The sequence below is a fragment of the Melghiribacillus thermohalophilus genome, from assembly GCF_004342905.1.
Lineage (GTDB): Bacteria > Bacillota > Bacilli > Bacillales > Alkalibacillaceae > Melghiribacillus > Melghiribacillus thermohalophilus.
In genome coordinates this window covers 1-18,239 of the sequence record NZ_SMAN01000008.1, presented here as the reverse complement: position 1 = coordinate 18,239, position 18,239 = coordinate 1, and the positions used below count along the sequence as shown (strand labels likewise).

Below are 18,239 nucleotides of genomic sequence, written 5' to 3'. Positions count from 1 at the left end.
AACATCTTGGCAGTTGAAAAAATTAATATGCCACAGCTCGGGGAAAGTGTAACAGAAGGTACCATCAGCACCTGGCTGGTAAAAGAGGGAGACCAGGTCAATAAATATGACCCGATTGCTGAGGTTATGACAGATAAAGTGAATGCAGAAGTTCCTTCGTCCTTTACTGGTGTCATTAAAGAAATCGTTGCACAGGAAGGTGAAACCATTTCCGTAGGTGAACTGATGTGCTACATTGAAACAGAAGGCGCTGGTGAAGGAGAAGTAGACGCTGAGGAAAAAGGAAAAGAAGAAGGTTCAGCTGAAACGAAAGAAGATACAAAGAAAGAAACATCAGAAGATCAACCGATGAAAAAACGTTATTCACCGGCAGTACTGCGTCTGGCTCAGGAACATGATATCGATCTGAACCAGGTAGAAGGAACGGGACGGGGTGGCCGAATTACCCGAAAGGACCTTGAGAAAATCATTGAATCTGGAAATATTCCAAAATCTGGTGATGCACGAGCCGAAAAGACAGCTGCTCATGCGCAGAAACAGCCAGAACCGCAGGCAGCACCAGAGCAAGCTCAGCCAGCGGCTCCTCAAGCACCGTCCTATCCTGGAGATGTAGAAATTCCGGTGACTGGAGTGCGTAAGGCCATTGCCCAGAACATGGTGCGCTCCAAGCAGGAAATTCCGCATGCCTGGATGATGGTGGAAGTAGATGTAACCAATCTGGTTGAATACCGTGATTCTATTAAAAATGAATTTAAACAAAAAGAAGGTTTTAGCCTGACGTATTTCGCGTTCTTTGTAAAGGCCGTTGCACAGGCGTTGAAAGAATATCCGCAATTAAACAGCACATGGGCTGGAGACAAAATCATTCAGCGCAAGGACATCAACCTTTCCATTGCCGTTGCCAAAGGAGAGGAACTGTTTGTACCGGTTATCAAAAATGCGGATGAAAAGAGCATCAAAGGAATTGCCAAAGAAATCAACGAACTGGCTCAGAAAGTCCGTACTGGAAAACTGACACAGGATGACATGCAGGGCGGTACCTTCACCGTAAATAACACCGGATCTTTTGGATCTGTCCAGTCTATGGGTGTCATCAATCATCCACAGGCAGCAATACTGCAGGTAGAATCCATTGTAAAACGTCCGGTCATCAAAGATGGCATGTTTGCAGCCCGGGATATGGTGAACCTGTGCCTGTCCCTTGATCATCGCATTCTCGATGGCCTGATCTGCGGCCACTTCCTGGCACGGGTTAAAGAGATATTAGAAAACATGTCCAAAGAAAATACTTCTGTTTATTGATGATGAACAAACGAATACAGATGTTTTCACTTCAGTAGCTTAATGATTAAAAACGCCTGGAGAAGAAATACTCCAGGCGTGTTTTAGTATCTTTATACAATTTTTTATAGAGGCTCAGGTATCTCTTTACTTTCTCGTTCTTCTTTAGTCATCGCTAAAATTTCCTCTGTTGAGTAAAAAACGTCTTCAGGTAAATCAATTTGTTCCTCCGATTGTACTAAATCAGCCTCTTCTGCACTTACTAATTCAATAGAGCCTATCTGAAATCCAGAATAAAATATATTCGGATTTATGGGAGTAGAATTATTACTTGCATCACACTCTCTACTTCCACAAACTCTTGTCTCATGGTGAAGATGCACACCAAAGGAATTACCTGTATTAGCCATATACGATGGTGTAGTTCCATAAACGCTTTGTCCCTAGCTTACAGTTGGTGTATCCATCATATGAGCGTATCTCGATTGGATATTTTGACCGTTCATTTGGTCAGACCCCTCATGATTTACATAGAAATTTTGTCCCAGTCTCTTTCAAAAACATCAAAAACAACCTGTCTCTAAGACAATATGGTCTCATGAGACAGCCCTGTTCATTTATACTTCCTCACAATACTTATCAAACAGCTGCTGAAGGTGATTCACAACTTCAACCGGTTCTTTTCCTTCGATTTCATGACGTTCAACCATCGTCAGAATTTTGCCGTCCTTCAAAAGAGCAAAAGATGGTGAGGATGGCGGATATCCTTCAAAATATTCCCTTGCACGTTCGGTCGCCTCCCGGTCCTGTCCGGCAAATACGGTTACCAGATGATCCGGGCGTTTATCATAATGAATGGCATTGGCTGCTGCAGGCCGAGCTACACCGCCAGCACAACCGCAGATCGAGTTTACCATGACTAAGGTCGTTCCATCGCGTTTTAAAGCTCTGTCTACTTCCTCTGGAGTTTTTAATTCTTCATAGCCTGCTTCCCGAATTTCTGTACGGGCCTGCTCTACAAAGTCTTGCATATAAATATTAAAATCCATCGATTTTTCTCCTTTACTGGTATTTTCACTATATTCATGATAGCAACTTTAAATATCCCTTTCAACAACCCAACTCATGGCATCCGATATTTTCGTAAATAAAATGATCATTTGCCCCTACCCGTTAATTGTATTTACTGGAGAATTACACATTTATGAACGTTCTTCACCACTCTTAGGAATGGTTAATTCCCTTTATTTCGGGGTTATGCTATTCTATTTTTAGAATAGTAAATATGTAGAATGATTTATTCTGTATTGGGAGGTAATCATGAAGTTTTTTTCCTTCAAAAAAGAAAACGGTAATATGTCAAGTTTTATATCTGCACTGTATGTGAATCCAAATGATGGAAAAGTTTATAGTTACGAAAAATGATCAGATGGGAGTGAAAAAGAGTACCCAATAAATTAACAATAAGTAGGAATTTCCTTTTAAAAGGCAACTTATTTCTTTTATTAAAGGAATATTGGCTTTTCCTTATGATTCCGTTCCTAATAAATTTTAAGAATAATTCCTTAGCGTATATAAACGTTAAAAAGTTGGCTGTACGCTGTCCCTTAGCGAAATACGCCGGGCTGGCATGGATCAAAACGAATCCGGTGACTATGAATCCGAGAAGACTAAGCGCATGCGAACCGGAAATAAATACTTAAGGTATTATCTAATCCAGGCGGCGGATTCCGTTCGGAAACATGACTCGGTATACCGAGATGACTATCAGAAAAAGTATCAGGAAGTGCCCAAGCACCAGCATAAAAGATCCCTCGTCTTAACCGCAAGAAAACTAGTCCGGTTAGTTTATTCGCTACTAATAACCGATCAACTATACATTCCTCCTTTCATTTATTGTTATTTAGTACAGAGTTTCTTTAGTGCACCCTTTTTCAAGACGTACCTTTTTATGAAAAAAACTCCACTTCCTTATTTTTTTGAACTTTACATGGCTGTGCTGTACAAAAGCGAAGGAAGGAAAGAAACAAAAATTTATTATAATCAAAAGTGGGAGCAGCAAACAGAATACATCAGGCAGAAGCTTTTGGAACAAGAAACGGAGAAAACGCAAGATTGATGTAGAACCAGTCTTTGAATCTCTGAAGGCTAATTTGCGTTTCACAAGAATGTTCGTAAGGGTTAAGGAGAAAGTCGAAAATGAATTCGGATGCGCATTCATGATGGTAAACTTGAGGAAGTATACCGCCATAAACCAAAATAATCCCATAAAAAATGGTTCCGATCATCAAAAAACGATGTTCGGAACCATTTTTAAATTATTTTTGGATAGCTATGTCCCGGACTCTTTGTTTTTCTTCTAATTAAACATGATCTTTTCCTGCTCACCTCCTCTTTGAGAAAAATTATTCCTGACATGTTTATGTTTCGCGGAGTTTCGATTACAATAAAAGAGGATTCGTTTTAAAAAGGAGACTTATGGCGTGAAAATAGGCTATCGTACCCTTAAAACTTCCATTGGGACACCGATATCGATTTTTCTGGCACAGCTTCTGGGGCTATCCAACTTTGTGTCGGCAGGGATTCTGACAATCTTATGCATAAAGCCAACGAGAAAACGCTCCCTGATCAGTGCCTGGCACCGGGTTGCGGCCTGTTTGCTTGTCATTGGTTTTGCCTGGGTATTTTTTGAAACGATCGGGTATCATCCTGTGGCGGTCGGTCTGTTATTGTTGCTGTTCATACCGACAGCGGTTCAATTAAATGTCACAGAAGGGATTGTTACCAGTTCCGTTATTTTGCTTCATTTATACGAGTCTAATAACATCACACTGGGACTCGTTTTCAATGAGGTGATTTTAATAATTGTTGGAATTGGGACGGCCCTGGTGTTAAATCTGTATATGCCAAGCCTGGAGGATCAATTGAAAGAGAAGCAGCAGGAACTTGAAACAAATTTCAAGAAAATCTTAAAAGAAGTGGCTTACTTTTTGAAGACGGGAGACTTGAGCTGGACAGGAAAAGAAATTACCGAAGCTGCCCGCCTTCTGGAGGAAGCAAAATCGCTGGCGTCCCGGGATCTGGAAAATCATTTGCTCCGCAGCCATCATCCCTACTACCATTATTTTCAAATGAGGGGCAAACAGTTTGAAATTCTAGAGCGGATGCTTCCGTTAATCAGCCGGATTTCCACGGCCAACGAACAGTCTCAGCGGATGGGTGAATTTTTCGAAAAGCTGTCCGAGTCCGTTCATCCGGGGAATACCGCCGTTATTTTTTTGCAGGAAATCAACGAAATGAAACAGGAGTTTCGAAAGCAGCCGCTTCCTGAAACCCGGGATGAATTTGAAATAAGAGCCAATCTTCTCACACTATTAAACGAGATTGAACAATATTTAATCATTAAGCGTTCGTTTAAAAAAAGCGATATTTCATACCAGGCGGGCACCTGAATCGTTATCAACATTCCCAGTGAGAAGCTTTTGTACTTCATGTACGATCCATCAGGAATTGATACCCCTTGTGATGGTATAAAAAAGACTTTTGGCTTTATGCCAAAAGTCTGAATGTTTATAAAAACATGACTGCACCAGTAAGAATGGCACTTAAAAACATGGATATAATCATCAAGTAGATGACAAATTTTAATCTTCGTTGTCTTTTCGAGGTTCCTGGGTATGAAACCTGATTCGGTTTATTCTTTTTCTTAGACACAACCGTTTCCTCCTTCATTTATACTATATGTTATTTTATATGATATAAAAAAATTGGACAAGGTTAAGAATGTTATGAACAATTATAATTGACATATGTAAAGCTGGATTGTTTAAAAAGGAGGCTCATTGATCTATGGGACAGAAAAGGTTTGAAAAACAACAGAAACAGTGGGAACAGGAAGTAGAAAAAGCGACCAGCAGGTTCCCGGAACGGAAGGACGCATTCACAACGAGTTCAGATATTCCTGTGGACCGGCTTTATTTACCGGAAGATCCGGATGAACATTATGTAGAAAATCTTGGCTTTCCCGGGCAATACCCTTATACCCGGGGTATTCAGCCGACTATGTACCGAAGCCGTTTCTGGACGATGCGGCAATATGCCGGATTTGGCTCCGCAAAAGAAACCAATAAGCGGTTTCGCTATTTATTAGAACAGGGCCAGACAGGGCTTTCGGTTGCCTTTGACCTTCCGACACAGATCGGTTATGATTCGGATGACCCAATGGCAGAGGGGGAAGTCGGCAAAGTTGGGGTCGCTATTGACTCCCTGAAAGATATGGAGGATTTATTTGATGCCATCCCGCTGGATAAAGTGAGTACATCCATGACGATCAACGCCCCAGCATCTGTTTTGCTCGCGATGTATATAGCCGTCGGGGAGAAGCAGGGAGTTTCGAAAGAAAAACTGACCGGAACGATCCAGAATGATATCTTAAAAGAATATATTGCACGGGGAACGTATATTTTCCCGCCAAAGCCATCCATGAGACTGATTACCAATATTTTTGAATATTGCCAGCAACATGTTCCGAAATTTAATACCATCAGTATTTCCGGCTACCATATTCGGGAAGCGGGTTCCACAGCGGTACAGGAAGTGGCCTTTACCCTTGCGAATGGGATGGCTTATGTTGATGCCGCCCTTGAAAGCGGTTTAAAAGTGGATCAGTTTGCACCAAGACTGGCGTTCTTCTTTAATGCCCACAACAACTTCTTTGAAGAAATTGCAAAATTTCGGGCAGCACGGAGAATCTGGGCAAAAATGATGAAAGAACATTATGGTGCGGAAAATCCGAAGAGCTGGAAGCTTCGTTTCCATACTCAGACGGGAGGCTCTACTTTAACAGCTCAGCAGCCTGACAATAATATTGTTCGGGTTACGCTTCAGGCCCTTGCGGCGGTACTGGGCGGAACCCAGAGCCTGCACACCAATTCCAGGGATGAAGCACTGGCGTTACCGACCGAGGAGTCTGCCCGCATCGCCCTCCGAACCCAGCAGATTATTGCCCACGAAAGCGGAGTAGCTGATACCGTTGATCCCCTGGGAGGTTCTTATTATATAGAAGAGCTGACCGATCAGATTGAAAAAGAAGTGGAAGCCTATATTGAAAAAATTAAAGAACTGGGTGGAGCGGTTCAGGCCATTGAAGAGGGCTATATGCAGCGGGAAATTCACCAGTCAGCTTATGAAGCCCAAAAACGTATCGAATCGAAAGAAGATATAGTCGTTGGCATGAATGAATTTCAAATTGACGAAGAACTGAATGCGGAACTGCTGCGTGTGGATGAAAAATTAGAGCATGATCAAAAGAAAAATGTTCAAAACGTCCGTAACACCCGGGATGAGTCGAAAGTAAATGATACGCTGAGCCGTTTGAGAAATGCAGCAAAAGATGAAAAAGAAAACCTGATGCCACATATTCTTGATGCTGTCAAAGCGTATGCAACAGTCGGTGAGATTTGCAACGTGTTGCGGGATGAGTTTGGCGAATACACAGGCATGTAATGGAGAAACGGAGGAGGATGAATCATGGATCGAAACATTCGTGTATTAATTGCAAAACCTGGTCTCGATGGCCATGATCGGGGTGCACTGGTGATCGCCCAGGCTTTAAGAGACCATGGCATGGAAGTCATATATACAGGATTGCGCCAGTCCCCTGGACAGATCGCCCGGGCTGCCATCCAGGAAGATGTAGATGTCATCGGATTATCTTCCCTTTCCGGTGCCCACCGCACCCTTTTTCCTAAAGTGATTGCAGCGCTGAAGGAGCAGAACGCAGAGGATATTCCAGTCATTGGTGGCGGCGTTATTCCGTATGAGGATATCCCTTATCTCGAAGAACAGGGGATTAAAAAAGTGTTCACCCCGGGTACACCGACGGACACGATTGCCCGCTTCATTCAAGAACTCGTGGACCCGGATGCAAAGAAAGTAACGGAACCACCGAAAAAAATCGCTCACATCGGCATTGCGGTTCAAAAGCTGGATGATGTGATGTCCTTCTATCATGATATTTTGGGGCTCAAACTCAAAGGGATTGAGGAAGTTCCTTCAGAAGGGGTCAAAGTCGCCTTTTTTGAAATCGGTGAAACATCTATTGAATTGCTTGAGCCTATGAATGATGATTCTCCCATTCAAAAGTTTATAGAAAAAAGAGGCGAAGGAATCCATCATATTGCCCTGGAGGTTCAGGACATCGAAGAACGCCTTAAGCAGTATAAAAATCAGGACGTCCCATTAATTCATGAAACACCTAAAGCAGGGGCATACAATTCTAGAATTGCCTTCCTCCATCCAAAAGCTGCAAACGGTGTACTATACGAACTATGTGAACATAAGGGGGAATAAACCATGGACATCTACGATAAAATTAACGAACTCTATGACAAACGAAGAGAAATCGAATTAGGCGGCGGTGACGAAAAAATAGAAAAACAGCGGGAGCGGGGAAAAATGACCGCCCGGGAACGGATTGAATACTTACTGGATGAAGGCACTTTTGTGGAGCTCAACCCCTTTATGGAACATCGGGCCCATGATTTTGGCATGGACAAGAAAAAAGCACCTGGCGAAGGGGTCGTTACCGGTTATGGAAAAATTGATGGCCGTGATGTGTATTTATTCGCCCAGGACTTTACGGTGTTCGGCGGCGCTCTGGGGGAGATGCACGGAAAAAAAATTGCCCATGTGATGGATCTGGCAGCGAAGAATGGCACGCCTTTCATCGGTCTGAATGACTCTGGAGGTGCGAGAATCCAGGAAGGAGTAGCTTCACTGGACGGATATGGGCATGTCTTTTACCGTAACTCCATTTACTCCGGTGTCATTCCGCAAATATCTGTGATCATGGGACCATGTGCCGGCGGAGCGGTATACTCTCCGGCGATTACGGACTTCGTCATCATGGTGGAAGAGACATCTCAAATGTTTATTACCGGCCCGAAGGTGATTGAAACGGTAACCGGAGAAAAAATTACGTCTGAAGACCTTGGTGGAGCCCATGTCCACAACACCAAAAGCGGGAATGCCCACTTAAAAGCGGCAAATGAAGAAGAAGCCCTGGATTATGTCAGAAAGCTGATCAGTTACCTCCCGTCCAATCAGAATGAAAAGCCGCCGGTGGTGAAGGTGGAGGAAGAAGAGGATGATTTCCGTCCGGATATTACGGACTTAATTCCATTTGATCCTGTTCGCCCGTATGATGTACGAACCATTATTGAACAGGTCGTGGATCAGGACAGCTTTTTTGAAATCCATCCGGAATTTGCAAAAAATATTGTGGTGGGATTTGCCCGGATGAAGGGACAGACAGTAGGCTTAGTATGTAATCAGCCGAAACATTTTGCCGGCGGACTGGACATTGACTCCAGTGATAAGGCATCCCGTTTTATCCGCTTCTGTGATGCCTTTAATATTCCGATTATTACCTTTGAGGATGTAACCGGGTTTTTCCCGGGTGTTAAGCAGGAACATGGAGGCATTATCCGTCACGGAGCCAAAATCTTATATGCCTATTCAGAGGCGACTGTTCCCAAAATTACGGTTATTACACGAAAAGCGTATGGGGGAGCCTATGTGGCGTTAAACAGTAAATCCATCGGGGCTGACCTCGTATACGCCTGGCCAAATGCGGAAATTGCTGTTATGGGACCGGAAGGAGCAGCCAATATTATTTTTGCCCGGGATATTCAAAATAGTGACAACCCGGAAGCCACTAGACAGGAAAAGATTAGCGAATACCGGGAAAAATTTGCAAACCCTTATGTAGCTGCTTCCCTTGGCATGGTGGATGATGTCATCGACCCCCGGGAAACACGAATGGCGTTGATTCGCTCCCTGGAAATGCTGAAAAATAAGAAAGAAGTCCGTCCGGAGAAAAAGCATGGCAACATTCCGCTGTAAGGTTTGATCGTTGACATCAATTGTTATATACAGGAAACTGATAGATAGGAAGATAAAGGAGGAAGGTTCATGCCACAGGTAAATCAGGACCGTTTAATAGAAGAATTTTTAGAACTGGTGCAAATCGACTCAGAAACCAAATACGAAGGCGACATTGCCGAAGTGTTGAAAAAGAAATTTTCCGACCTTGGCCTGGACGTGAAAGAAGACAACGCTAAAGAAACGACGGGCCATGGAGCGAACAATCTGGTCTGTACCCTAAAAGGAACAAAGGACGGTGCAGATCCCATTTATTTCACTTCCCACATGGATACGGTTGTTCCAGGAAAGGGGGTTAAACCTTCCATTAAAGACGGGTATATCGTATCAGATGGCACGACCATTTTAGGAGCTGATGACAAAGCAGGGCTTGCTGCCATGCTGGAAGCCATCCGTGTCCTGAACGAAAACCATATTCCTCATGGAGACATTCAGTTTGTCATTACTGTTGGGGAAGAATCCGGTCTGGTTGGTGCCAAAGCGCTGGATTCATCGCTGATCCATGCCAAATACGGCTATGCCATTGACAGTGACGGCAAAGTCGGAAACATCGTCGTAGCAGCTCCTACGCAGGCCAAAATCAAAGCGACGGTAAAAGGCAAAACCGCCCATGCCGGTGTAGCACCGGAAAAAGGCGTTTCTGCTATAACCATTGCAGCCAAAGCGATATCACGCATGCCGCTGGGCCGCATTGATGAGGAAACCACCGCAAACATCGGCCGGTTCGAAGGCGGACAGGCAACGAATATCGTATGCGATCATGTGGAAATATTAGCTGAAGCCCGCTCCCTGGTTCCGGAAAAAATGGAAGCCCAGGTGGAAAACATGCGCAAAGCCTTTGAAGAAGCGGCAAAAGAGATGGGCGGAAGCGTTGATTTTGAATCTGAAATCATGTATCCAGGATTCAAGCATAAAGAGGGCGATCAAGTTGTAGAAGTAGCGAAAAAAGCTGCAGAAAAAATTGGTCGTCAAAGTGAGCTGCTCAAAAGTGGCGGGGGAAGCGATGCCAATATTATTGCAGGCTTCGGCATCCCAACGGTCAATCTGGCTGTGGGTTATGAGGAAATTCATACCACCAATGAGCGTATGCCAGTAGAAGAACTGGTGAAAATTGCAGAATTCGTGACTGCAATTTCTGAAGAAGCGGCAAAATAAATCATATAGTTATAAAAAGAGCATCTGGGATTCAACAGTTCAGATGCTCCTTTTTATGTGCATTTTTTGCTATTCAAGCGTATAACTGAAATCAATGCTCCAATACAAACACAGACCAAAAGGGACAGAAGAAATGTATAAAAATTAAAATAGATACGGTTGATATACTAGTTCCAGCCTTTCAGATAGGCTTTCTATGGGGATTGTTCCAATGCATGTCTTACTTCGTATCCCTTTGCTGATCCCTTATTATACAAAAGTGTAGCAACGTTCAAATATTGGAGTAGAATGTTTTATTTCAAAACACTTGAATATCCATGGGTAAACCATCAAAATGAAAGTACTTGCTGGTCGAGTATATATATGGTTCAATACCATATTGAATGGGAGGAATGAAACTTGGAAATCGGCATCAGTACCTTTGTGGAAACAACCCCTGATATAAAAACCGGAAACGTCATCAGTCATGATCAGCGTCTGCGTGAAGTGGTGGAAGAGATTATCCTCGCGGATGAGGTTGGGCTGGATGTGTTCGGTGTGGGGGAGCATCACCGGAAAGATTTTGCCTGCTCGTCCCCTGCCGTGCTGCTGGCTGCTGCGGCTTCCCGGACGAAGAGGATACGCCTGACCAGTGCGGTAACCGTACTTTCCACTGATGACCCGGTAAGGGTGTTTCAGCACTTTGCCACTCTCGACGGAATCTCCGAAGGCCGGGCAGAAATTATGGTTGGCCGCGGGTCGTTTATTGAGTCCTATCCCCTGTTCGGGTATGATTTAAACGACTATGAAGAACTGTTTGAGGAAAAACTGGAATTGCTCCTAAAAATCAGGGAGTCAGAAAAGGTGACGTGGAAGGGTAAACATCGCCCGGGGATTGAAAATATGGGCGTCTATCCCCGCCCTGTTCAGAAACCTTTGCCGGTTTGGGTAGGAAGCGGAGGCAACCCGCAGTCGGTCATCCGGGCGGGGAAATACGGTCTTCCCCTGGTTCTGGCCATCATCGGCGGAAGACCGGTACAATTTGCACCCCTGGTTGAGCTGTTTAAGCGTGCAGCCGCACAGGCAGGCCATAATCCGGACAGTCTTCCGGTTGCTTCCCATTCCCACGGGTTTATCGCAGAAGACTCGGAAACGGCTGCGGAGAAGTTTTTCCGCCCGACACAATATGTCATGAATGTGATCGGTCGCGAGAGGGGATGGGGTCCTTATGACAGAGCTCAATACGATGCGGCCCGAAGCTTTGAAGGAGCTCTTTATGTCGGGGACCCGGAGATGGTCGCCGAGAAAATTATCCATCTTCGCAAAAATGTCGGCATCACCCGTTTTATGCTTCATGTACCTGTTGGCTCTATGCCCCACGAAGATGTCATGAAATCCATTGAACTGCTGGGTAAAGAAGTTGCCCCCAGGGTACGGGAGGAAGTAGCCAGATGGGAAGAAGAACGGTAAATCGGACAGCCGGTTTTGCCGATTTTTTGATAAAGGACTGTATGAAAGCAACTTTTCTGCCTGGCCAAATGTTGAAAGTTTAAGTAATTGCTCCTGAAAATCTAATGTGATCCTCGCCACCTGGCGGGGATTTTTTAAATTTTCTACTCTTAGAGCGTCAGCCATGTAATCGCTTTCCCCTGACAGAATACACCAAAAAAACATTGTCAGATTATCTTACAAGTTAATTGTAGGGATATTCAGTCCATAGTACAGTTTTACTAACAAAAGGTGTTAAAAAAAATAACACAAAAGGGGAGTATGATGGATGGAAATAGCACTTATGGATAATTTATGGGTCATACTCGGCACAGTTTTAGTATTTTTGATGCTGGGAGGCTTTATTTTACTGGAAGCCGGATCTACGAGAATGAAAAATGCCGGGCATATTGCCGGTAAAACGATTTTTACAGCAGGTATTGGTTCCTTAGTATTCTGGGCTGTCGGATTTGGGTTTATTTATGGGGAAGGGAACTGGTTCATAGGCTTATCAGGTTTCTTTTACGGAGATGCATCATTTGGCGGAGAAGGATTATCACCTGCAGTAGATTTTATGTTCCAGATGATGTTTGCCCTGGTTGCCATGACCATTGCCTTTGGAGGGTTTGCTGAACGGGCGAAGTTATCGTCATATGTCATATTTGCCATTTTGTTTTCAGCGATTATCTATCCGGTGATCGCTCACTGGATCTGGGGAGGAGGATGGCTGGCTGATCACGGAAAACAGGACTTTGCCGGATCAACGGTTGTTCACTTAACAGGGGCAATGGCTGCCCTTGCAGCAACGATTGTCCTGAAACCACGCATCGGGAAATACAATAAAGATGGGTCTTCCAATGATATTGTGGGTCACAATCAGGTATATACCGCACTTGGTGTACTCTTGTTATGGGTTGGCTGGTTCGGTTTTAACGGAGCAAGTACTTTTGCAGTGGCTGATGCATTCTTTGGATTTGTGATTCTAAATACACAACTGGCTGCGGCAGCTGGTGCCATTGCTGCCATGTTTGTGGCCTGGGTGTTGACTGGTAAAGCCGATGTTCCCACAACGTTAAATGGGGCGTTAGCCGGTCTTGTTGCCATTACGGCCCCTGCAGGATTTGTGGAACCATGGGCTGCAGTCATCATTGGTCTGATTGGTGGAGTGATTGTTGTCTATAGCATGAAAATGTTTGATAAAGCTAAAATTGATGATCCGATCTTTGCCTTGTCGGTTCACGGTACAGTCGGTGTCTGGGGAACACTTGCCAATGGTCTGTTTGCGGTTCCTGCCTTCTCATCAGATATTGGCTGGGGGCTTCCTGGTCTATTCTACGGTGGGGGATTCAGCCAACTGGGGGTACAGATCATGGGTGTTGTTGCCAGCGGTTTATACGCCTTTGTCGTATCCTTCGTCATCCTGAAAATCATGGATAAAGTGATGGGAGGTATCCGTGTAACCGAAGAAGAAGAAATTGTAGGTCTTGATTTAAGCGAACACGGCGGATATGGTTATCCGGAAAATATCCATCATCCAGATGAATCGAAAGGTGCCATATGGAATAGCAATTGACCGGATTAGTTGATACAGGGGGTCAGTTTATGTTGGATCGTTATACAGAGATGAAACAATGGCGGAAAAACAAGATGGAAACTGTTTCAGCTAATCCTTTTACATTAAATGAATGGCATGATGAAATCATAAGGATCACGGTTAAAAGGGCGCTTGATCAAGTACAGAGTGAGCGGGGGGCACCTCCTGCTCCCTTTGTCTTCTTTTTAATGGGAAGCGGAGGACGATTTGAACAGGGGATTTGGAGTGATCAGGATCACGGGCTGATCTTTCATGGGGGTCCACACTGTCAGGACTATTTTTTAACCTTAGGAAAAGAAATTGCAGTAGGATTGGATCTCGTCGGTTATGAGCTTTGTGACGGAAACGTCATGGCCTCCAATCCCATGTGGTGTCAATCGATACATGGATGGAAACAACAGATTTCCGATTGGTTAACGGAAGCCAGCTGGACTTCACTGCGTTATTTTTCAACTTTTTTTGACTCCAGGGGATTGATTGGTGACAACCGTTTTTTGCATGACCTGAAAGACCATTCTTTTTCCATGATTCATGACCATCCAGAATTATTTCTACGCTTCATCGATAACGTTGATTTGATCAAAAAGGGAATCGGAGTATTCGGTCAGTTCTTGCCCGAGTTCCGGGGAGAGCAATCAGGCCAGATCAATATCAAACAGACGACATTCTTTCCTTATGTCAATGCATTAAGGCTTCTGGCATTAAAAGAAAAAATTTATGTGCCATCAACGCTCTCAAGGTTTCAAAAAATCAAACATTTATATCCATATATTCATAGCTTTGAACCCTATTTTATTCAGCTTCTTTACTTCAGGCTCCATTTTCAGCAGAATGCAAGAAGCTATCAGCAAGTTCACTTTATATCGCTGGATGATTTGTCCAAAAAAGATAAAAAAGAATTGAAATGGCTAATGAGGAAAGGACACGATCTTTTTTCAGAAACGAAAAAAATCATAGAAGATGGGTGCTCTCGATGGTGATGAACCAGATGATCCGATTTGTCAGACAACTGTCAGGAAGACTTCAATCCAATGATGACACATCGCTGACCGATCCGAATCAGATTGCCTATATCCGAAGCTTGCAGCGGGAAGTGAAACAAAAAGACATCCTGAATATACCATTTGATCAGTTAAAAGTGGTGGTGGTTGATATGGAAACCACAGGGTTTAATCCTTACAGAGGCGACAGGATTCTTTCGATCGGTGCTGTGAAAATGTGTGGTGAACAGATCTTTGAAAAAGATACATTTTATTCCTATGTGTACAGCGATGAAGGTCTTCCAGAAGAAATTCAAAAATTGACAGGCATTACAAAAGAGCAATTAGTAACAGCTCCCCCTATTCACGATGTGCTGAAAAAATTTTACCAGTTTGTGAAAAGTGATACGCTGGTTGCCCATCATGCCAGTCACGAAAAACAATTTATGAGGCATGCCAATTGGGCCGTACTGAAAACCAATTTTCCGCATCGTATTATTGATACATCCTTCTTGACACAGATTGTAGAACCAGAGGCAGGGTTAACAACACTTGATGAATATTGTGTTTACTATGGAATTTCCATTGAACAGAGACATCATGCCCTGCATGATGCGATGGCGGCAGCAAAATTGTGGTCAGAAGGGATTCGCCGGGTACAGCAACTCGGTTATGCTCATTTGCATGATGTATATTCCTACCTGGTCAAACGAAACCAAAGCAAATCACATTATTAAGGGGAGGGGATTGATCATTCAATTGCTGATGATTGACCGACATTTCCAATCAGCGTGGTAAAGAATTGAACAGGATGAACAGCCAGGCAAATTCGATACGATGAACAACAGGGATGGATCAAACCGTGTCGGAATGGCAGCAATCATCGTATATATTCATTAAAGGACATTCAACGATTAAAGAAAGTGAAACAACTTCATTTATCAGGGAATCAACATTACAGGAATAAAAGCAATCTTGAAAGATACCGATCTATTTACTCCCGTTTGGATCACTGCACCTCCTCTGTCAATGAATCACCTTAATTTTTGTATGCCGAACACCAATAATCCATCTCGTTTTTCTATGGCGAGTACCATACTTCATTTGATCTTTGATTTTTGCCTCTTTTACGCATTCCACCTCATCCTCAAATGTTTTATCCTCAAAAAAGGAAATTCGATTACGTCACGGAAAATAATGTTATAATGATCAATGATTGTAAGATTAGAATGTGCACCAGAAGTGATAGAGAAGGAAACGGAGGATCTATGATGACTCATAATTTTTATTGTGACGAAGTGCTGAGCGGAAAGACACCTGTTCAAAAAGTGATGGAAACCGATCATGTGCTGGCTTATCATCATACGAAGCCATCCTATCCAGTACATATCGTTGCTTTTCCTAAAAAGCATATCGATTCATTCATTGCCCTCGGGGATAAGGATAACGATTTGCTCCTTGAACTCTTTAAGGTGATCAGGCAGGTGGCTGAACAGGTTACCGAAAAGCACGGATCCTGCAGAGTGATTACGAATCTTGGGGACTATCAGGATTCCAAACATCTTCACTTTCATATTGTCCATGGAAATGCAATCAAGTAAGTCATCAAAATTGGATTCGATAAGTAAGGAGATAAAGAATGACATGTTGATACCATGTTATTGTATGATTGTTATTAAACGAGGCCCAAATCGAACAGCATAAGGTATTGAAAAATCTTTTTTTCGTCTTTTTAATTTTTGTCCCATGCTCATTTATATTTCTCTTGAAACATCTGACAGACATTCCCCATCCCCCTGCTCTCTGACCCCACGAATTTTTTCAGCGGACTTTTTCTGGCTGCTGTTAGAGAAATGGTACTTTAGCATTCCGTTATGTTAGGGTTTTATAAGGAAATATCGGGCATTGCACCATAAAGTTATGGTAAAATCAGGTTAGAACAACTGTTCCGATTAAAAGGTGATGACCATGAATAAACGTTTTTCAACAAAGGGAAGAATCATATTTCATGTAGATATGAACAGTTTTTATGCTTCGGTGGAAATGGCTTATAACCCGGACCTAAAGGGGAAACCGCTGGCGATTGCCGGTGATCCGGAAAAACGGAAAGGAATTATTGTGACAAGCAGTTATGAAGCCAGGGCGAAAGGGGTCAGAACAACGATGCCATTGTGGAAAGCAAGGGAATTGTGCCCAAATCTCGTTGTTCTGAAACCGAATTTTCCCCGCTACCGGGAGGCATCAAAACATATCTTTCAGATTATGTCATCGATCACTCCTTATGTGGAGCCGGTCTCCATCGATGAGGGATACATGGATGTGACGGAATGTGCCCATCTGGGTCAACCCCTTGATATCGCAAAACATCTTCAAAAACGGATTAAGGATGAACTGGATCTTCCCTGTAGCATCGGCATTGCCCCGAATAAATTTTTGGCGAAGATGGCATCGGATATGAAAAAGCCGATGGGTATCACCATCCTGCGTAAAAGGGAAATTCCAGAAAAATTGTGGCCTCTTCCTATTGAAGACATGTATGGGGTAGGGGAAAAAACAGCGAACAAGCTAAAGACGCTTCAGATATACACCATCGGGGATCTGGCGAAAGCAGACGTCCTTCATTTAAAAAATCTTCTGGGTATTAATGGCGAACGGCTAAAAAATAGGGCCAATGGCATTGACCCGAGGCCAGTGGACCCTGATTCGGTCCATGAGTTTAAAAGTATCGGCAATTCCCAGACCTTTCCTTACGATACAGCTGATGAAACAGAACTGAAACAGATGCTTCATCAACTCTCGGAAAAAGTTGCCGAACGGATGAAACGAAAACAGGTCGTCTGTGAAAATATCCAGATTATGATTCGCTACTTTGACCGCAAAACCATTACACGAAGCCACAAGCTCCATGATTTTGTAGAAAATAAGGAAGATATCTATCGGGTTGCTGTGGACCTTTTTCTTTCTCATTGGACGGGAGAAGCTGTTCGGTTGCTCGGGGTAACTGCTCAGCATTTAGTGGAAAAAGAAGAGATGTCCAAACAGCTGGATCTATTTTCATATGAGCATGAAGCAAAAAAAGAAAAATTGTATCGAGCGATTGATTATCTAACGGAAAAATACGGAAAAGAAATTATACAAAAACCGGAAGCCCATGATGATGACGGCTATATTTCTACCAGCTTCCAGAAAGACTTTCTCGATGATTTTAAACATAAAGAATAATAGTAAAGGTTATAAAACCACTTCCTGTTGTTTCAGGGAGTGGTTTTTACAGCTGTTTTTAATAAGAGATATTTGGAATGTTATGAGTCGTCTGCTGAAAATATTTGACGGGAAAATAGTATCCAGAAGACCATGATCATCAGATAACCCGTCATAGAATAAATGGCCCAGAGTGAACCCTGTGTCAGATTCATCATAAAATGTTCCAATTCGTTCACTCCACTATCCCTGCCAATACTGTTCATAAAACTGACAATCGGGGTGGTGACGGTAAAAAAGATAGTCAACATCGAAATGATCTTCCCCTTTTTTTGTACTAGATGAAATATAGCGGTTCCTAATGTGATCAGCAAAACAATATAATAGAAAAACCAGAACAAGTCAGGAAGAGATTCCCAGTCCATGTGATTCCCTCCATATCGATCGTGTATAGAGGAATTATAGCAGAATATGGCGGAAGAAACACCTTATTAACAATTTATGGTTTTTCTGTTAAATAAAAGGTTCTCCGCAACAAAATGTGCTTGATTCTTCCTCTATCGTATGATTGCTTTCAAATGCTAGGCTGGTTGCTGACATTCCATGCGAATACGCAT

The 18,239-nt window shown here is 43.2% G+C and carries 18 protein-coding genes and 1 pseudogene; 15 read left to right on the top strand and 4 right to left on the bottom strand.

Going from position 1 to position 18,239, the window contains the following annotated elements:
- Window positions 1-6: 6 nt before the first annotated feature.
- Window positions 7-1,302, top strand: a complete 1,296-nt coding sequence (locus tag EDD68_RS07385) for a dihydrolipoamide acetyltransferase family protein (protein WP_132371603.1) — start codon at window positions 7-9, stop codon at window positions 1,300-1,302.
- 104 nt (window positions 1,303-1,406) lie between these two features.
- On the opposite strand, the gene EDD68_RS07380 is transcribed toward EDD68_RS07385, so the two are convergent.
- Window positions 1,407-1,691 (bottom strand): hypothetical protein, encoded by a 285-nt coding sequence (locus tag EDD68_RS07380; RefSeq protein ID WP_132371602.1) that lies wholly within the window; start codon window positions 1,689-1,691, stop codon window positions 1,407-1,409.
- 207 nt (window positions 1,692-1,898) lie between these two features.
- On the bottom strand, window positions 1,899-2,330 hold the full coding sequence (locus EDD68_RS07375) for a BrxA/BrxB family bacilliredoxin (protein ID WP_132371601.1): 432 nt from the start codon (window positions 2,328-2,330) through the stop codon (window positions 1,899-1,901).
- A 638-nt stretch (window positions 2,331-2,968) separates the two neighbouring features.
- Here EDD68_RS07375 and EDD68_RS07370 point away from each other — a divergent pair.
- The 3 genes and pseudogenes from EDD68_RS07370 to EDD68_RS07360 form a co-directional block, all read left to right on the top strand.
- Window positions 2,969-3,169, top strand: a pseudogene (locus EDD68_RS07370) (IS110 family RNA-guided transposase); the annotation flags it as partial.
- A gap of 91 nt (window positions 3,170-3,260) precedes the next feature.
- Entirely contained in the window at window positions 3,261-3,644 is a 384-nt protein-coding gene (locus EDD68_RS07365) for a transposase (RefSeq protein WP_165902102.1), read from the top strand.
- Between the two features lie 120 nt (window positions 3,645-3,764).
- Window positions 3,765-4,733, top strand: coding sequence for an aromatic acid exporter family protein (locus tag EDD68_RS07360; protein ID WP_132371600.1), 969 nt, complete (start codon window positions 3,765-3,767; stop codon window positions 4,731-4,733).
- Window positions 4,734-4,851: 118 nt separating this feature from the next.
- On the opposite strand, the gene prli42 is transcribed toward EDD68_RS07360, so the two are convergent.
- Complete coding sequence (prli42, locus tag EDD68_RS07355) at window positions 4,852-4,995, bottom strand: stressosome-associated protein Prli42 (protein WP_132371599.1); 144 nt, start codon at window positions 4,993-4,995, stop codon at window positions 4,852-4,854.
- Window positions 4,996-5,130: 135 nt separating this feature from the next.
- Between prli42 and EDD68_RS07350 the strand changes: the two genes are divergently transcribed.
- The 11 genes from EDD68_RS07350 to EDD68_RS07300 all read left to right on the top strand — a co-directional run bounded on the left by EDD68_RS07350 (window position 5,131) and on the right by EDD68_RS07300 (window position 17,643).
- Window positions 5,131-6,786, top strand: a complete 1,656-nt coding sequence (locus tag EDD68_RS07350) for an acyl-CoA mutase large subunit family protein (RefSeq protein WP_132371598.1) — start codon at window positions 5,131-5,133, stop codon at window positions 6,784-6,786.
- A 24-nt stretch (window positions 6,787-6,810) separates the two neighbouring features.
- Window positions 6,811-7,632, top strand: a complete 822-nt coding sequence (gene mce / locus EDD68_RS07345) for a methylmalonyl-CoA epimerase (RefSeq protein ID WP_132371597.1) — start codon at window positions 6,811-6,813, stop codon at window positions 7,630-7,632.
- Between the two features lie 3 nt (window positions 7,633-7,635).
- Window positions 7,636-9,186, top strand: coding sequence for an acyl-CoA carboxylase subunit beta (locus EDD68_RS07340; RefSeq protein ID WP_132371596.1), 1,551 nt, complete (start codon window positions 7,636-7,638; stop codon window positions 9,184-9,186).
- A 69-nt stretch (window positions 9,187-9,255) separates the two neighbouring features.
- Window positions 9,256-10,380, top strand: a complete 1,125-nt coding sequence (locus EDD68_RS07335) for a tripeptidase T (protein WP_132371595.1) — start codon at window positions 9,256-9,258, stop codon at window positions 10,378-10,380.
- A 399-nt stretch (window positions 10,381-10,779) separates the two neighbouring features.
- On the top strand, window positions 10,780-11,829 hold the full coding sequence (locus EDD68_RS07330; RefSeq protein ID WP_132371594.1) for an LLM class flavin-dependent oxidoreductase: 1,050 nt from the start codon (window positions 10,780-10,782) through the stop codon (window positions 11,827-11,829).
- A 307-nt stretch (window positions 11,830-12,136) separates the two neighbouring features.
- Window positions 12,137-13,420: an ammonium transporter gene (locus tag EDD68_RS07325; protein WP_132371593.1), complete on the top strand. Its 1,284-nt coding sequence runs from the start codon at window positions 12,137-12,139 to the stop codon at window positions 13,418-13,420.
- A gap of 29 nt (window positions 13,421-13,449) precedes the next feature.
- Complete coding sequence (locus EDD68_RS07320; protein WP_132371592.1) at window positions 13,450-14,421, top strand: DUF294 nucleotidyltransferase-like domain-containing protein; 972 nt, start codon at window positions 13,450-13,452, stop codon at window positions 14,419-14,421.
- Window positions 14,421-15,158: an exonuclease domain-containing protein gene (locus tag EDD68_RS07315; RefSeq protein WP_341540270.1), complete on the top strand. Its 738-nt coding sequence runs from the start codon at window positions 14,421-14,423 to the stop codon at window positions 15,156-15,158. The genes EDD68_RS07320 and EDD68_RS07315 overlap by 1 nt, the downstream gene beginning before the upstream one ends.
- A 90-nt stretch (window positions 15,159-15,248) precedes the next feature.
- Window positions 15,249-15,464 (top strand): MerR family transcriptional regulator, encoded by a 216-nt coding sequence (locus tag EDD68_RS15710; RefSeq protein WP_424399159.1) that lies wholly within the window; start codon window positions 15,249-15,251, stop codon window positions 15,462-15,464.
- A 225-nt stretch (window positions 15,465-15,689) separates the two neighbouring features.
- Entirely contained in the window at window positions 15,690-16,022 is a 333-nt protein-coding gene (locus EDD68_RS07305) for an HIT domain-containing protein (protein ID WP_132371665.1), read from the top strand.
- Between the two features lie 367 nt (window positions 16,023-16,389).
- Window positions 16,390-17,643, top strand: coding sequence for a DNA polymerase IV (locus EDD68_RS07300; RefSeq protein ID WP_132371590.1), 1,254 nt, complete (start codon window positions 16,390-16,392; stop codon window positions 17,641-17,643).
- Window positions 17,644-17,723: 80 nt separating this feature from the next.
- Here the strand turns inward: EDD68_RS07300 and EDD68_RS07295 are convergent, their stop codons facing one another.
- Window positions 17,724-18,047 carry a hypothetical protein gene (locus tag EDD68_RS07295; RefSeq protein WP_132371589.1) on the bottom strand — a complete coding sequence of 108 codons (324 nt, stop codon included), beginning with the start codon at window positions 18,045-18,047 and terminating at the stop codon, window positions 17,724-17,726.
- Window positions 18,048-18,239 lie beyond the last annotated feature (192 nt).

What these genes read in the sequence shown, in the direction of transcription:
- EDD68_RS07325 (WP_132371593.1), top strand. Translation starts at nt 12,137, where the DNA reads ATGGAAATAGCACTTATGGATAATTTATGGGTCATACTCGGCACAGTT.
- mce (WP_132371597.1), top strand. Translation starts at nt 6,811, where the DNA reads ATGGATCGAAACATTCGTGTATTAATTGCAAAACCTGGTCTCGATGGC.
- EDD68_RS07380 (WP_132371602.1), bottom strand. Translation starts at nt 1,691, where the DNA reads ATGGCTAATACAGGTAATTCCTTTGGTGTGCATCTTCACCATGAGACA.
- EDD68_RS07340 (WP_132371596.1), top strand. Translation starts at nt 7,636, where the DNA reads ATGGACATCTACGATAAAATTAACGAACTCTATGACAAACGAAGAGAA.
- EDD68_RS07350 (WP_132371598.1), top strand. Translation starts at nt 5,131, where the DNA reads ATGGGACAGAAAAGGTTTGAAAAACAACAGAAACAGTGGGAACAGGAA.
- EDD68_RS07300 (WP_132371590.1), top strand. Translation starts at nt 16,390, where the DNA reads ATGAATAAACGTTTTTCAACAAAGGGAAGAATCATATTTCATGTAGAT.
- EDD68_RS07315 (WP_341540270.1), top strand. Translation starts at nt 14,421, where the DNA reads ATGAACCAGATGATCCGATTTGTCAGACAACTGTCAGGAAGACTTCAA.
- EDD68_RS07335 (WP_132371595.1), top strand. Translation starts at nt 9,256, where the DNA reads ATGCCACAGGTAAATCAGGACCGTTTAATAGAAGAATTTTTAGAACTG.
- EDD68_RS07320 (WP_132371592.1), top strand. Translation starts at nt 13,450, where the DNA reads ATGTTGGATCGTTATACAGAGATGAAACAATGGCGGAAAAACAAGATG.
- EDD68_RS07295 (WP_132371589.1), bottom strand. Translation starts at nt 18,047, where the DNA reads ATGGACTGGGAATCTCTTCCTGACTTGTTCTGGTTTTTCTATTATATT.
- EDD68_RS07375 (WP_132371601.1), bottom strand. Translation starts at nt 2,330, where the DNA reads ATGGATTTTAATATTTATATGCAAGACTTTGTAGAGCAGGCCCGTACA.
- EDD68_RS07305 (WP_132371665.1), top strand. Translation starts at nt 15,690, where the DNA reads ATGATGACTCATAATTTTTATTGTGACGAAGTGCTGAGCGGAAAGACA.